Annotated in this window: 14 protein-coding genes; 6 read left to right on the plus strand and 8 right to left on the minus strand. The window is 70.4% G+C overall.

Going from position 1 to position 13,707, the window contains the following annotated elements; genetic code table 11:
- Window positions 1–62: 62 nt before the first annotated feature.
- Both H613_RS0120850 and H613_RS29550 read right to left on the minus strand, forming a co-directional pair.
- Window positions 63–767, minus strand: a complete 705-nt coding sequence (locus tag H613_RS0120850) for an HAD family hydrolase (protein WP_026925302.1) — start codon at window positions 765–767, stop codon at window positions 63–65.
- Window positions 764–1,507: a helix-turn-helix transcriptional regulator gene (locus H613_RS29550; protein ID WP_051393640.1), complete on the minus strand. Its 744-nt coding sequence runs from the start codon at window positions 1,505–1,507 to the stop codon at window positions 764–766. Before H613_RS29550 ends, H613_RS0120850 begins: the two co-directional genes overlap by 4 nt.
- Window positions 1,508–2,001: 494 nt before the next feature.
- Here H613_RS29550 and H613_RS0120860 point away from each other — a divergent pair, with 494 nt between their 5' ends.
- Together H613_RS0120860 and H613_RS0120865 are read left to right on the plus strand one after the other, a co-directional pair.
- Entirely contained in the window at window positions 2,002–2,304 is a 303-nt protein-coding gene (locus H613_RS0120860; RefSeq protein ID WP_026925303.1) for a hypothetical protein, read from the plus strand.
- Between the two features lie 108 nt (window positions 2,305–2,412).
- On the plus strand, window positions 2,413–3,408 hold the full coding sequence (locus tag H613_RS0120865; RefSeq protein ID WP_026925304.1) for a malate dehydrogenase: 996 nt from the start codon (window positions 2,413–2,415) through the stop codon (window positions 3,406–3,408).
- 51 nt (window positions 3,409–3,459) lie between these two features.
- On the opposite strand, the gene H613_RS0120870 is transcribed toward H613_RS0120865, so the two are convergent.
- Window positions 3,460–4,065 carry a TetR/AcrR family transcriptional regulator gene (locus H613_RS0120870; RefSeq protein WP_035738865.1) on the minus strand — a complete coding sequence of 202 codons (606 nt, stop codon included), beginning with the start codon at window positions 4,063–4,065 and terminating at the stop codon, window positions 3,460–3,462.
- A gap of 152 nt (window positions 4,066–4,217) precedes the next feature.
- Between H613_RS0120870 and H613_RS28100 the strand changes: the two genes are divergently transcribed.
- Complete coding sequence (locus H613_RS28100) at window positions 4,218–5,699, plus strand: MDR family MFS transporter (RefSeq protein WP_035738867.1); 1,482 nt, start codon at window positions 4,218–4,220, stop codon at window positions 5,697–5,699.
- 51 nt (window positions 5,700–5,750) lie between these two features.
- Here H613_RS28100 and H613_RS0120880 read toward each other — a convergent pair whose 3' ends face one another.
- The 3 genes from H613_RS0120880 to H613_RS0120890 form a co-directional block, all read right to left on the minus strand.
- Window positions 5,751–7,178, minus strand: coding sequence for an RICIN domain-containing protein (locus H613_RS0120880; RefSeq protein ID WP_211234913.1), 1,428 nt, complete (start codon window positions 7,176–7,178; stop codon window positions 5,751–5,753).
- Window positions 7,179–7,654: 476 nt separating this feature from the next.
- Window positions 7,655–8,506 carry a haloalkane dehalogenase gene (locus tag H613_RS0120885; RefSeq protein ID WP_026925307.1) on the minus strand — a complete coding sequence of 284 codons (852 nt, stop codon included), beginning with the start codon at window positions 8,504–8,506 and terminating at the stop codon, window positions 7,655–7,657.
- 22 nt (window positions 8,507–8,528) lie between these two features.
- Complete coding sequence (locus tag H613_RS0120890; protein ID WP_026925308.1) at window positions 8,529–8,957, minus strand: nuclear transport factor 2 family protein; 429 nt, start codon at window positions 8,955–8,957, stop codon at window positions 8,529–8,531.
- Window positions 8,958–9,053: 96 nt separating this feature from the next.
- Between H613_RS0120890 and H613_RS0120895 the strand changes: the two genes are divergently transcribed.
- On the plus strand, window positions 9,054–9,524 hold the full coding sequence (locus tag H613_RS0120895; RefSeq protein ID WP_026925309.1) for a MarR family winged helix-turn-helix transcriptional regulator: 471 nt from the start codon (window positions 9,054–9,056) through the stop codon (window positions 9,522–9,524).
- On the opposite strand, the gene H613_RS0120900 is transcribed toward H613_RS0120895, so the two are convergent.
- Window positions 9,521–10,900 carry an aldehyde dehydrogenase family protein gene (locus H613_RS0120900; protein WP_026925310.1) on the minus strand — a complete coding sequence of 460 codons (1,380 nt, stop codon included), beginning with the start codon at window positions 10,898–10,900 and terminating at the stop codon, window positions 9,521–9,523. The genes H613_RS0120895 and H613_RS0120900 overlap by 4 nt on opposite strands.
- Before the next feature lie 132 nt (window positions 10,901–11,032).
- Here H613_RS0120900 and H613_RS0120905 point away from each other — a divergent pair, with 132 nt between their 5' ends.
- Complete coding sequence (locus H613_RS0120905) at window positions 11,033–12,130, plus strand: calcium:cation antiporter (RefSeq protein ID WP_026925311.1); 1,098 nt, start codon at window positions 11,033–11,035, stop codon at window positions 12,128–12,130.
- On the opposite strand, the gene H613_RS0120910 is transcribed toward H613_RS0120905, so the two are convergent.
- Window positions 12,127–12,918 (minus strand): sulfite exporter TauE/SafE family protein, encoded by a 792-nt coding sequence (locus H613_RS0120910; RefSeq protein WP_026925312.1) that lies wholly within the window; start codon window positions 12,916–12,918, stop codon window positions 12,127–12,129. The two genes, H613_RS0120905 and H613_RS0120910, sit on opposite strands and share 4 nt — an antisense overlap.
- Window positions 12,919–13,014: 96 nt before the next feature.
- On the opposite strand from H613_RS0120910, the gene H613_RS0120915 reads away from it, so the two are divergent.
- Window positions 13,015–13,608: a helix-turn-helix domain-containing protein gene (locus H613_RS0120915; protein WP_169732032.1), complete on the plus strand. Its 594-nt coding sequence runs from the start codon at window positions 13,015–13,017 to the stop codon at window positions 13,606–13,608.
- Window positions 13,609–13,707 lie beyond the last annotated feature (99 nt).

Below are 13,707 nucleotides of genomic sequence, written 5' to 3' on the forward strand. Positions count from 1 at the left end.
CGCCCGGCCGACCGTCGGCCGGGTCGCTGCGCCGCGCCCCGCTCGGGGCGCGGACGGTGTGGTCATTCGGCGGCGAGCACGGCGGGCAGCGGGCCCGCCTCGGCCGGGAGGTGCGCCCAGCCGTGCCGCCGGGCGTGCTCGGCGAGCACCGGGTCGGCGCCGACCACGCACGGCCTGCCGACCTGCCGGAGCATGTCGAGGTCGCTCGCGTGGTCCCCGTAGCAGCAGCACTCCTCGGGGTCCAGCCCGAGCGCGGCGATGGTCTCCCGCACCGCCGCCGCCTTCGCCTCGCCGATCATGGGGCGCACGACGTCGCCGGTGAGCCGCCCGTCGGGGCCCACCACCGGCTCGGTGCCGATCGCGAGGTCGGCGCCCAGCTCCTCGGCCAGCGGCTCCAGGCAGGCGCGGAACGACCCGGAGACGAAGACCGTGGTGTCGCCCGCCAGCCGGTGCCTCCCGATCGCCTCCAATGTGGCGCTGACGTAGGCGTCGGGTCTGGCCCGGTACGCCGCGTACCAGCGGCGGCCCTCGGCCAGCAGCTCCTCATAGGAGGTCCCGGCGAAGCCGCGGTAGTACGTGCGGTTGACCTCGGAGCGGTGGACCCCCGAGGCGGCCATCGCGTGCAGCCTCCCGGCGGCCTCCTCGTAGGTCGGCCCCTCGCCGCCGGGGCGTTCGAGCCAGTGCCGCAGGAAGTCGAACATGCTCTTGGCGCTGATGACGGTCTCGTCGACGTCGAAGAACGCCGCCCTTCGGATGCTGTCGGTCATCGCGTTCCCCTGTCGTTGTCGTCGTGTGCGGCGCCCGATCGCCCGAGCGCCACGGCCGGGCGGCCCGTCGCGCCGCCGCCCGCGTGGGCGGGCACGTTCGTGGAGAGGCCCTCGCGCAGGATCCGCGTCACCGCGAAAGTCCTATTAGGTGAGTCGAGCTTGGCGAGGATGTTGCCCACCAGCCGCTTGGCCCCATGTGGAGAGATCGCCAGGCGCCGGGCGATCTGCTTGTTGCTCATGCCCTCCACCAAGAGCGGTAGCACCTCCCGCTCACGCGCGGTCAGTCGCGGCGGCCGCCTCGCGTCACTGCCGGGACAGGCGGTCAGCAGCCGCTGCGCCAGGCTCGGGGGCATCGGCACGTCGCCGATGGCGATGCGCCGCATGCACTCGCGCACCGTGTGCGGGGTCAGCGCCCCGGCGTCGAGGATCCCGGCGCTCGGCACGCGGGGGACCCGGGACAGGTCGACGCGGGCGGGGTCGGCGACCAGCAGCACGGCCCGCAGGCCCGCCGCGTCGAGCGATGCCGCGGTGGCCGGTTCGAGTTCGTCGAGGGCGAGGAAGACCAGGACGGGCCCGGCGCGGACCTCCAGGTCGGCCGCGCTCCGTATCGCGGACTCGGGGGCGGGGTGCGAGTCCAGCGTCCTGATATGGTCTACTATGGAGAGTGTTCTTTTCAGTTGCGACCGGAGCAGGCCGTCGCCGACGCCGATGACGACGTCGAAGAGCGCTTCGGTCCCCACCTGTACGGCTCCTCCATCCAGCACGTTTGATCAACTCCTTTCCTGGATCGGGCACACGCCGCCTACCGGCGGATGCGGTGGTGTTCCGGCGTCGTCCGGGCGGCCGAGAGGCATGGCTGGCGGCGGATCGACGACATGGCGCCGCGCAGGCGGCATCGCCCCGGCCGACGGGGTCGAGCGCGTGCGGTGGCGGTGAAGGAGGCCGTTGGGGCGGCGATGGCCCAGCGGTGCTCTCTATAAGGGGCCGTGGATATCCGCTCGGGGGGATCGCGCGGTCTGGTCGGCGCGTGTGACCGGACGGATGAGGGTTGTACGCCCTTGACTACTCCACGCTACCGATCCTTGCCATACCGTACAAGTGTCATGTTCGAAATCGAACATACCGCCCGCCGGGACTCCTGCGCGCACACACGGAAAGCGCCGGGCCTGTTACCGTGAATCGGTTTGGCGCGCAGCCGACCACCCCACACCCCTCCGAGTGAAGAGAGAGTGAAGTGAGCCCTCGGTCTTCAGTCGACTCGCGAATATTCACCACAGGAGACGGCGAGCTGCTCAGCTGCCTCATCGCCGCCCCCAGCCAGGCGCTGGCCGCCGAGTGGCTGGACATCACGCCCACCCACCTGCGCAGGCAGCTCAAGGAGCTCCGCGACAAGGCGGGCGTCGACACCAACTCGCAGCTGATCGTCCTGGCGACGGTCAGCGGCGTGGTCGACCCCGCGAAGGTGCTGCCCTACACCGTGTCTCCGTGCAATCGGTGCCGGCCCTCCCCTCAGGACCGACATCGGAGTGTCGGATAGCCGACAGGCTCCTCGATCACATACCGCATCGATCATCTTGCCGGGGAAGCGCATCGGGTCCACACTGCTATGCTGTGAGACCGTCACCGAGCGTTCCCGGGAGTTCCCATGCCTGAACCGTCGTCCGCGCCAGTCCACGTCACCGTCACCGGTGCCGCAGGCCAGGTGGCCTACGCGACGCTGTTCCGCATCGCGGCCGGCGAGATGCTGGGGCCGGACACCCCCGTCGTGCTCAGGCTCCTCGAAGTCGAACCGGCGATGGACGCGCTCGAAGGCGTGGCCATGGAACTCCAGGACGGCGCCTTCCCGCTCCTGGCCGACGTCGTCACCACCTCCAGCGCCGAGACCGCCTTCGAGGGCACCTCCTGGGCCCTGCTGCTGGGAGCCTCCCCGCGCACGGCGGGCATGGAGCGCGGCGACCTGCTCACCGCGAACGCCGGACTGTTCGCCCCCCAGGGCCGCGCGATCGCCGCCGGTGCCGCCGCCGACGTCCGCGTCCTCGTGGTCGGCAACCCCTGCAACACCAACTGCCTCATCGCCGCCTCCCACGCGCCCGACGTCCCGCGGGACCGGTGGTTCGCCATGACCCGCCTCGACGAGAACCGCGCCAAGGCCCAGCTGGCCCACCGCGCCGGAGTCTCGGTGGCGCAGGTGACCAACACCGCCATCTGGGGCAACCACTCCGCGACCCAGTACCCGGACGCCGCGCACGCGCTCATCGGCGGGCGTCCCGCCCCCGAGGTGATCGCCGACGACGCCTGGCTCGACGGCGAGTTCGTCTCCGTGGTGCAGCAGCGCGGCGCGGCGATCGTCGCCGCGCGCGGCAAGTCCTCGGCCGGTTCGGCGGCGAGCGGCGTCATCGACTCGGTCCGCTCGATCGCCGAGGGCACGCCCGAGGGCGACTGGACCTCGCTCGGCGTGATCAGCGGCGGCGAGTACGGCGTCCCCGAAGGGCTCGTCTTCAGCTACCCGGTGGAGTCCGACGGGCGCGGCTGGAAGGTCGCCGAGGGCCTCAAGCACGACGCGGCCGCCCAGCGGCGCCTCGACGCGACCATCGAGGAGCTCGTCAAGGAGCGCGAAGGCGTCGCCGACCTCCTGAAGTAGCGCAAGCGCAGCGTCCCGTCCGCCGACACCGGCGGGCGGGACTCGTCTTTGTCACCGCTGCGAAGGGATCAACGCCGGGCGCAGTGCGGTCATGGCCCGGTCCAGGTGGCTGCCGAACCGCTCGGGGTCGCCGCCGCACGCGACGTGCGAGATGGCCGCGTGGAGGCACGCGAAGGCCGAACCGACCACGGCCCGCATGACGATCCGGTCGCCGTCCTCGTCGCGCGCCATGAGCTCGTCGGTCAGGCGCTGCTGGATGCCGTCGAGGCGCTGGAGGTAGGCGGCCAGCAGCCGCGGGCTGTCCTCGATGATCCGCTGCACCGCCGCGCCGTGCTCGCGGCGGGCGCGGTCGGCGAACTGCTCGATGAGGGGGTCGAAGGCCCGGCGCAGCGTGTCCCACTCCGGCTCGCCGTCCGGGCGCTCGGCGACGGCGGCCGCCAGATCGTCGGCGAGGCGCTCGAGGTTGTCGAGGATCACATCGTCTTTTGAAGCGAAGTAGCGGAAGAAACTGCGCTGCGACATCCCCACCGCGGCGGCGATCTCGTCGACCGTGGTCTCCTCGAATCCCTGGGCGATGAACAGCGCTTCGGCACTCGCGGCTATCTGCGACTGCACGGCCCGCCGCGACAGCTCGCGCAGACCCCCACCAGTGGTCATCGGTGAATTGTACCGAATCAAAACGTTGGCAGTCGCTGACAGAACGGACGTAGACTGCAACGCGGTGCGCCGCGTCGCGCGCCGAATCCCACGACCGCACGGCGGCGACCTCTCGCCTTCCGCCTGAGCCAGAACGCAAGGAAAGGTACCCCATGAGCGTTGACCAGCGCCGGGACGACGCCCAGGCGGCGTCCGCCGAGCAGCCGGAGTCGGCGATCCCACGCCAGATCAAGCTCGTCATCGGGCTCCTGCTCGGCGCCTCGTTCGTCATGATCCTGAACGAGACCGTCATGGGCGTGGCGATCCCCAGGCTCATGGAGGAGCTCACGATCAGCGCCGCCACGGCGCAGTGGCTCACCACCGCCTTCATGCTCACCATGGCCGTGGTCATCCCGACGACCGGGCTGATCCTCCAGCGCTTCACGACCAGGGCCGTCTTCATCACCGCGATGTCGCTGTTCACCGGCGGCACCCTGCTCGCCGCGGCCGCGCCCGCCTTCGGCTTCCTCGTGGCCGCGCGCGTCATCCAGGCCAGCGGCACCGCCGTGATGCTGCCGCTGCTCATCACCACCGTGCTGACGTTCGTCCCCGCCGACCGGCGCGGGCGGACGATGGGCCTGATCACCATCGTCATCTCCGTCGCACCGGCCGTCGGGCCGACGTTCTCGGGGTTCATCCTGTCGGTCCTGGAGTGGCGCTGGATGTTCCTGTGCGTCCTGCCGATCGCCGGAATCAGCCTCGCGTTCGGCGCAGTGCTGGTCAAGAACATCACCGAGCCGAAGTCGGTCAAGTTCGACGTGCCCTCGGTGGTGCTCTCGGCGCTGACCTTCGGCGGCCTCATCTACGGCCTCAGCAGCATCGGCCAGGCCGCCGAGTCCGACGTCCCCCTGCCCCCGGCGGTGCCGCTGGCGGTCGGGGCCGTCGCCCTGGTCCTGTTCGTGCGCCGCCAGCTGGTCCTCCAGCGCTCCGACGCCGCCCTGATGGACCTGCGGCCGTTCCGCGACCGCGCCTTCGTCGTGGGCGTGGTCATGATGCTCATCTCCATGGGCGCCCTGTTCGGGACGCTCATCCTCCTGCCGATCTACCTGCAGAACGTCCTCGGCCTCACCACGCTGGACACCGGCCTGGTGCTGCTGCCCGGTGGCCTGGCCATGGGCTTGATCGCGCCGGTCATCGGGCGGCTGTTCGACCGCTTCGGCCCCCGGCCGCTGGTCATCCCCGGCGCGGTCGTCGTCGCCTCGGCGCTGGGGCTGCTGAACCTGCTCGACGAGACGAGCCCGACGTGGTTCGTGCTCATCGCCAACCTCGTGCTCAGCATCGGGCTCGGCTTCATGATGACGCCGCTGATGACCTCGGCGCTCGGCTCGCTCAAGCCCGAGCTGTACCCGCACGGCAGCGCGATCGTGAACACGCTCCAGCAGCTCGCCGGGGCCGCCGGGACCGCGCTGTTCATCACGATCATGACCACCGGGACCACCGCGAACCTCGAGGACGGCATGGAGGCGGCCGCGGCGCAGTCCGGCGGCATCCACAGCGCGTTCCTGTGGGGCGCGGCGCTCGCCGTCGTCGCCGTCGCGGCGTCCCTGCTCGTCAGGCGCCCGCCCGAGCCCGCCGCCGCGGTCGCGGCGCACTGACCTGAACGCGAGCGGCCCCGCCGACTGGCGGGGCCGCTTATTCGTCGCCGGTCAGAGGCTCCACTGCTGGTTGGCGCCGCCCCAGCAGTCGTACTGCTGGAGTCTGGTGCCGTTGGCGGTCGAGGAGTCGATGACGTCGAGGCACTTGCCGGAGTGGCGGGCGACGAGTTCGACGTGGCCGCCTCCGGCGTCGCGCACCTCCCACTGCTGGTTGGTCTGCCCGTTGCACGGCCACTGGATGGCCCTGGCGCTGTTCGATGTCGAGGCGCCGTCGATGTCGAGGCACTTGCCCGAGGCCTGGGAGATGATCTGGTAGTAGCCGCCGCCCGCGTCCTGGAGCATCCATTGCTGGTTGGCGCCGCCGTGGCAGTCGTACTGGATGATCTCGGCCCCGTCGGCGGTGGAGCCGTTGACCACGTCCACGCACTTGCCGGAGTTCCGGTTCACGATGTCGGTGACCTGCCCGCCGCCCCCGGCCCCTTCGACGACGCCGGTGGCGGTGTCGATGGTGATCTGCGAGTACCAGTCCATGGCCAGGGTGTTGTTCGAGGGGAAGCGGAGCGGCAGCCACACGTACGTCGACTCGTTCGGCGTGCCGCCGGTCGCCCCGGCCCACCGGTCACCCATGTACATATAGGACGTCTGCTGGGAGCCGGCGACCTCCAGCACGTACGTCGACTGCGAGTTGTAGGTCGTGCCGTTCCCGAAGTTCTGCCACCCGCTCCAGCCGGTGGGGAAGCTCGTGGTGGTCGCGTACTGCGCCTGGTTCGGGTTCCAGCCGGTCGCCCCGGAGGTGACCAGGAAGTACACGCCGTTGCGCTTGAAGATCGCCGGGGCCTCGCGGTGGTCGCCGTCGAAGGAGTACAGCAGCTCCTCGACGCCGAGGTAGTCGTCGGTGAGGCGGTAGATGTGCAGGTCGTAGTTCTCATTCGCCGCCGAGATCAGATAGCCGGTGCCGTCGTCGTCGACGAAGACCGTCTGGTCCCGCGACATGTGGCCCAGCGGCCGGAAGGACCCCTGGTAGGTGTAATCGCCGTCGATGGTGTCCGAGACGGCCACGGCCGCTTCGGCGTCGCCGTAGTCCGAGCCGTTCTCCTTGTGCGCCCACAGCACGTAGTGGTCGTACTCGGCGTTGTAGATCACCTTGGGCCGCTCCAGGTTCGCCGGGTCCAGGGCCGGGTCGGAGTCCTTGGTGAGGATGTCGTTGACGTGGGTCCAGTGGACCAGGTCGCTCGAGCGGTACATCGAGACGGCCTCGAAGAGGCTGCCGCCGTCGACGCGGTGCTCGCCGAGCATGTAGTAGTAGCCGCCCTCTTTGATGACGCCGCCGCCGTGGGCGTGCATGACGCTGCCGTCGGTGGTGATGATCTGGGTGCCGTTGGTGAACGTCTGCTCCGCCGCCTGGGCGGGGGAGGCGCCCAGCGCGGCCGCGAGCAGTGCCGCGGCGCCGATCGCGGCGGCCTTCCATCGCATTCGCATGATGGTCCTTTCGCTCGTCACCCGTCGTCCGGTTCGGCGCCGCTCGGGCCGGGCAGGGGCCGCCGGCCGTCCGGGGATCGGACGCGGCGCCCGCGTTCGCGTGGTCGCCGGGGGTGAACATCTCCAGCATTCCATATATTTAAATGCTTGTAAATACCGTCAGAGGAAGCGGGCGGGCCGTTGACCGGGACCGGTGTCATTCAGTTGTCTAAAGAGGAATCAGTGTTCCGTGAGATGGAGCGCATCTCATTGGGAGCGTGGGCAATGCCGACCGACGGGTAGGTCAGTAGCGCGCGCAAGTGGTCTGGTAGAGTTCTGCGCGGATCGCCGAACGGCGATCCGAGGCCGGGTGCCTGCGGGGGCACCGATCCGGTTCGATCCCGGTCCTGGCCGCTGCGCCCGATGCGGCGCACCGACTTGTCTTCGAGGGGTATGGGCCCTGATCAGCGGCAACGCTGATCAGGGCCTCTCTTCGCTCATGCCAGGCGCTCGAGCAGCCCGGCGACGGCCCGGCCGATCGCCTCCGGGGCGTCCTCGGGCGCGTGGTGGCCCACCGGGCCGATGTCGGTGACTTCGAGCCCGGCCACGTGCTCCTCGGCCCACGCCACGATCCCCTCCGAGACGAGGCTCTGCCCGAGCCCGGTGGTCAGCAGCAGCTTCGGCACCTCAGGCGTGGCTTCCATCCACTTGCCGTAGGCCTCGAACCGCTCGGCCACGTCGGCCGGTTCGCCGTCGAGCGGGATCTCGCGCGGCCACTGCAACAGCGGACGGCGCGACTCCGGCGTCGGGTAGGGCTCGCGGTAGACGTCGAGGTCGGCGTCGGCGATGCCCGGATTGGTGGCGCGCAGGGCGCTCTCGATGAACCAGTTCTCCTCCAAGGCCATCTGTTCGCCCTCGCCGGGCGTGCGCAGCCGCTGGAACAGCGGCACGGCCGGGGCCGGGTACTCGGCCCACGTCATGGGCCGCAGGAACGTCTCGGTGAGGACGACGCCCCTGGTGCGGCCGGGATGCCTTGCGGCCCAGTCGAGGGCGAGCGAGCCGCCCCAGTCGTAGCCGACGAGGACGACCTCGCCGAGGCCGAGCGCCTCGATCCAGGCGTCGAGGTACTCGGCGTGGTCGGCGAAGCGGTAGCCGATCTCGGGCTTGCCGGAGGCGCCCATGCCGATGAGGTCGGGTGCCAGGACGCGGGCCGAGCCGCTCAAGTGCGGGACGACGCCGCGCCAGATGTGCGAGGAGGTCGGGTTGCCGTGCAGGAGCACGACGGTCGGACCGCCCGTGCCTTCGTCTGCATAGGCCATGTGGGAGTCGAGGATGTCGATGGCGTGCATGTCGGTGCCTTTCTTCGAGTGGTCAGAGGGCCCGGTCGATCGCCGCGGTCAGCGCGACCGGGGCGACCTCGAGGCGGTCGAAGCGCCAGCCGTTCGCGGTGCGGCGCGCGCCGTAGCGGTGGACCGCGGCCGCGAGGGCCTCGGTCTTGTCGTCGAGGACGTAGACGGCGAGGCCGTCCGCCCGCACTGCGGCGGTGTCGCCGTCGAGGTCGATGACGAGGTTGGACTTGTGGTGGAGGGTGCGGGCGTACTTGTCGTGGCCTTTGCGCGCGATCGCGACGAGTGCCTCGGCGCCGCGGGCTGCGCCGCGCACGGACTTGACGGTGACGTCCTCGGTGAAGAGCCGGTCGGTCTCGTCGTAGCGCTGCTCGTCGAGCCACACGCTGTGGCGGGCGACCAGGTCGGCCAGCTCGGCGCGGTCGGCGAGCTCGCGGACCAGGGTGTCGGTCATGGCGGCCTCCTTCAAGTAGTTAATCTTACTAACGTTTATGTCGCTAACGAATATACATCGTTAGTGTCACTAACGCAAATGGGGTAGGGTGTGCCCATGGATCACGGCAACGACCTGCGCTTCGACCGCGGCGAGCAGATGCCCGAGCGGTTCCGGCGCCAGACCTCCCGGCTGCTCGGCATGACCGCCGCGCAGGCCTCACGCGTCGCCCAGAGCGCGTTCGCGTCCGTCGGCGCGCACCGCTGGCACTACGGGGTCCTCGCGGCCTTGGACGAGTCCGGGCCCGGCAGCCAGTCCCAGATCGCCGACCGCACCGGCATCTACCGCTCCGACCTGGTCGCCACCCTGAACGAGCTCGTCGAAGGCGGCCACATCGAACGCAGCCCCGACCCGTCCGACAAGCGACGCAACATCATCACCATGACCGAGACCGGCAGGGCCAGGCTCGCCGAGCTCGACCGCGTCACCGCCGGGATCAACGAGCACATCCTCGCCCCGCTCGACGAGGCGGAGCGGGAGCGGCTCTTCGCGCTGCTACGGCGCCTCAACGACCACCTCTCGGCCTAGCGCAGCCGCCGCATGATCTTCTCCTTGACCGACGTGAACGGCGGATAGACCACCTGCATCGTGTCCGGCGCGAGCGGCTTCTCCAGCACCGCCTTCGCGTGGCTGAACGTCTCGATCGACCACTTCCCGTGGTACGCACCGAGGCCCGAGGCGCCGACGCCGCCGAACGGGAGCCCCGGCACGTCGATGTGCGCCGTCGGCACGTTGAACCCGACCGCGCCCGAGGACGTCCGCGTCAACAGCTTCCGCTTCGTGGTGTCGGCGTTCGTGAACGCGTACAGCGCCAGCGGCTTCTCCCCGGCGTTGACGTGCGCGATCGCCTCGTCGAGCGTCTCCAGCGACAGGATCGGCAGGACGGGCCCGAAGACCTCCTCGGCCATCACCGCGTCCTTGGCGTCCACATCGGCCAGCACCGTCGGCGCGATGTAGCGCGCCTCCCGGTTGTGCCCGCCGCCGCACACCAGGCGGCCCTCGTCGAGGAACGCGGCCAGGCGGTCGAACGAGCGCTCGTCGACGATCCGCCCGTAGTCCTCGCTCTCGGCCGGGGCGTGCCCGTACATCTCGCGCACCGCCTCGGCCAGGTGCCTCTCCAGTTCCGGGCCGACGCCGTCGAGCGCGATCACGTAGTCCGGCGCCAGGCACGTCTGCCCGGCGTTCATGAACTTCGCCCACGCGATCCGCCGCGCCGCCGCGGCCAGGTCCACGCCCGGCTCGACGATCGCCGGGGACTTCCCGCCGAGTTCGAGCGTCACCGGCGTCAGGTGCTCGGCCGCCGCCTTCGCGACGATCCGGCCCACCTTGGCCGACCCGGTGAAGAAGATGTGGTCCATCCGCTCGCCCAGCAGCGCCGACGTCGCCTCGGCGCCGCCCTCGACGACGGCGACCGCCTCGGGGTCGAGGTAGGCGCCCAGCAGCCGCGCCAGCGCCGCCGAGGTGGCGGGGGAGGACTCCGAGGGCTTCACGACCACCGCGTTGCCGCAGGCGAGCGCGCCGGCCAGCGGCGTCAGCGTCAGCTGCACCGGGTAGTTGAACGGCCCGATCACCAGCACCAGGCCGAGCGGCTCGCGCAGCAGGTACGACTTCGCGGGCTGGAGGTGCGGCGGCGTGTGCACCCGCTTGGGCCGCAGCCACGACCGCAGGTGCTTGCGCATGCTGCGCACCTCGGCGGCGACGAAGTCGATCTCGGCGAGGAACGACTCGGGCGCGGCCTTGCCGAGGTCCTCGCCGAGCGCGGCGGCCAGCTCGTCGCCGGCCTCCTTGAGCATGCGGTCGAGCCCCTTGAGCTGCGCGAGGCGCCACGGGATCGGTTTGGTGCGCCCCGCATCGTAGTGGGAGCGGAGGCGGGAGACGGTGTCCGAGAGGTGCGCGCTGGCCATGCTGCGAGCGTATCGGGTTCCGGCCTCCGGCGCCGGTCTCGGCGCCTGGCTGCACCCGTTGTTGCGCCGCGCTCCTTGTGGCCTGGTGCACAAGTCGGGCGGCGCGGCGCGGCGGTATGAAAGGATTCCGGCATGGCTGCCGCGATCCGAACACACCTGCTGTCCTGGACCGCTCTCGTGCCCGTCGCCGGGGTGATCCTGCTCGCCCTGGCCTGGGGCCGCGTCCCGGGCGCCTTCGTGGTCGTCATCGTGACCGCCGCGCTGGCCGGGTCCGTCCTGGCCGCCGTCCACCACGCCGAGGTCGTCGCCCACCGGGTCGGCGAGCCGTTCGGGTCGCTGGTGCTGGCCGTCGCGGTCACCGTCATCGAGGTCGCGCTCATCGTCACCCTCATGGCCTCCGGCGGGCCCGAGTCGTCCTCGCTGGCGCGCGACACCGTCTTCGCCGCGGTCATGATCACCGTCAACGGCATCGTCGGCCTCTCGCTCATGGTCGGGGCCGTCCGCTACGGCACGACCGTGTTCAATTCCGAAGGCGCGGGCGCGGCCCTGGCGACGGTCGCCACGCTCGCCACGGTGTGCCTGGTGCTGCCGACGTTCACCGTCTCCGAGCCCGGCCCGGAGTTCACCCCCTCGCAGCTGGTCTTCATCTCGCTGGCCTCGCTCGCCCTGTACGCCATGTTCGTGTTCACGCAGACCCGGCGCCACCGGGACTTCTTCCTCCAGATCGACGACGAGGGCGTCATCCGCGAGGAGGAGCACGCTGTCCCGCCGAGCGGGAAGCGCGCGCTGTTGAGCCTGGCGCTGCTCATGGTCGCGCTCGTGGCGGTGGTCGGGCTCGCGAAGGTCGACTCGCCCGCCATCGAGGCGGGCGTCAAGGCCGTGGGCTTCCCGCCCTCGTTCGTGGGCGTGGTCATCGCGCTGCTGGTGCTCCTGCCCGAGACGATCGCGGCGGTCAGGGCGGCGCTGCGCAAGCGGATCCAGATCAGCCTCAATCTCGGCTACGGCTCGGCCATGGCGAGCATCGGCCTGACGATCCCGACGATCGCGGCGGCCTCGATCTGGATGGAAGGGCCGCTGGTGCTCGGCCTGGGGTCGACGCAGCTGGTGCTCTTGGCGCTGACGGTGGTCGTCAGTGTCCTGACGGTGGTGCCCGGGCGGGCCACCCGGCTCCAGGGCGGGGTGCACCTGGTGCTGCTGGCGGCGTTCCTGTTCCTGGCCGTCAACCCCTAGCCGCGCCAGGCGGCCCACACGTCCCAGCCGAGGCGGGCCAGGAGCGCGAGGACGACGACGAGCAGGATGACGCGGACGAAGCCCGAGCCCTTGGCGATCGCGGTGCGCGCGCCGATCCATGAGCCGATCATCGTCGCGGCGCCCATCGACAGGCCCAGCACCCACCACACGTGGCCCTGGACGGTGAACACGACGAGCCCGCCGAGGTTCGTGGCGACGTTGACGACTTTGGTGTGGGCCGCGGCGGTCACGTAGTCGAAGCCGAGGATCGTCGTGAACGCCACCGACAGGAAGATGCCGGTGCCCGGGCCGATGAGCCCGTCGTAGCAGGCGATCGCGACGCCGCACACGAGCATGACCGCGGCCGAGCGATGCGGGGTGCGCAGCTTCGGCTGCGGTTCGAGGCCGAGTTTCGGGCGGGCCATGACCAGGACGAGCACGGCCAGCAGGATCGCGATGACGATGGGCTTCAACGCCTGCGAGGAGATGGCCGTGGCGGCCGCGGCTCCCGCGCCGGCCCCGGCGAGCGCGAGCGCGACGGTCGGCCACAGCATCCGGTGTTCGAGCTTGATCTTGCCCGCGTAGGTGGCCGCGGAGATCGAGGTGCCGCAGATGGAGGCGAGCTTGTTGGTGCCCAGCAGGACCGCGGCGGGGGCGTGGGGGAAGGCGACCATCAGCGCGGGCAGCTGCACGAGCCCGCCGCCGCCGACGACCGCGTCGATCCAGCCCGCGAACAGCGCGGCGGCCACCAGGAGGGGGATCAGGGAGGCGTCGAGCTCGATGGGCACGGGCCAGAGCTTAACCACCTGCGTCTCGGTCGACACGCCGATGAGGTGAGGAACACGTGTCGGTCCGTAATCGTCTGCTATCAACAGGTGATGGACTTGACGAAACCCATGACCCACTTGGTGAAACGCGGATACGAGTATACGTTCACGCCGGACGCCGGGCAGCGGCGGAACCTCGAGGAGACGCTGGAAGCGGTTCGGGCCGTTTACAACTGGTCCCTGTCGGTGTTCCAGAGCGAGTGGCGGCGCAGGCACCGGAAGCTGACGTACGCCGAGATCTCCGCGAAGCTGACCAGGTGGAAGAACCAGCCGGCGAACCGGTGGGTCAAGGAGTATTCGTCGGTGCCGCTGCAGCAGATCGCGCGCCAGCTCCACACCGAGTACCATGCGTTCACCAACAAGCGGCGGCCCGAGCCGGTGCCCAAGGAGCACGGGGAGCAGCAGGTGCTGGTGTACTCGCGGGCCGGGTACTACCTCAAGGGGCGCGAGGTGAAGCTCGCGAAGCACCAGACGCCGCTGGCGATCCAGTGGGGGCTCGAGCGGCCCAGCCGCGACGACATCACCTCGATCACGGTGATCCGGGAGGACGAGCACGCGTGGCGCCTGTGGATCGTGGCCGAGGAGTTCATCGAGGTGCCGCGCCAGAAGCCCCCGGAATGCGGCGAATGCGGCCGGGTCCTGGAGGTCTAGACCGGGGCAAGACCCCTATAGCCTATAACCACATTATAGGATATAACTTATATCCTATAATGTGGTTATAGGCTATAGGGAAAAGGTGTCGCGAGGGCG

It is taken from the genome of Glycomyces arizonensis DSM 44726, from assembly GCF_000482705.1.
GTDB lineage: Bacteria > Actinomycetota > Actinomycetes > Mycobacteriales > Micromonosporaceae > Glycomyces > Glycomyces arizonensis.

Excerpts from the sequence above, each read along its gene's own strand:
- H613_RS0120905 (WP_026925311.1), top strand. The coding sequence starts at position 11,033 with ATGGCTGCCGCGATCCGAACACACCTGCTGTCCTGGACCGCTCTCGTG.
- H613_RS0120850 (WP_026925302.1), bottom strand. The coding sequence starts at position 767 with ATGACCGACAGCATCCGAAGGGCGGCGTTCTTCGACGTCGACGAGACC.
- H613_RS0120870 (WP_035738865.1), bottom strand. The coding sequence starts at position 4,065 with ATGACCACTGGTGGGGGTCTGCGCGAGCTGTCGCGGCGGGCCGTGCAG.
- H613_RS0120890 (WP_026925308.1), bottom strand. The coding sequence starts at position 8,957 with ATGACCGACACCCTGGTCCGCGAGCTCGCCGACCGCGCCGAGCTGGCC.
- H613_RS0120900 (WP_026925310.1), bottom strand. The coding sequence starts at position 10,900 with ATGGCCAGCGCGCACCTCTCGGACACCGTCTCCCGCCTCCGCTCCCAC.
- H613_RS0120895 (WP_026925309.1), top strand. The coding sequence starts at position 9,054 with ATGGATCACGGCAACGACCTGCGCTTCGACCGCGGCGAGCAGATGCCC.
- H613_RS28100 (WP_035738867.1), top strand. The coding sequence starts at position 4,218 with ATGAGCGTTGACCAGCGCCGGGACGACGCCCAGGCGGCGTCCGCCGAG.
- H613_RS0120880 (WP_211234913.1), bottom strand. The coding sequence starts at position 7,178 with ATGCGAATGCGATGGAAGGCCGCCGCGATCGGCGCCGCGGCACTGCTC.
- H613_RS0120885 (WP_026925307.1), bottom strand. The coding sequence starts at position 8,506 with ATGCACGCCATCGACATCCTCGACTCCCACATGGCCTATGCAGACGAA.
- H613_RS0120865 (WP_026925304.1), top strand. The coding sequence starts at position 2,413 with ATGCCTGAACCGTCGTCCGCGCCAGTCCACGTCACCGTCACCGGTGCC.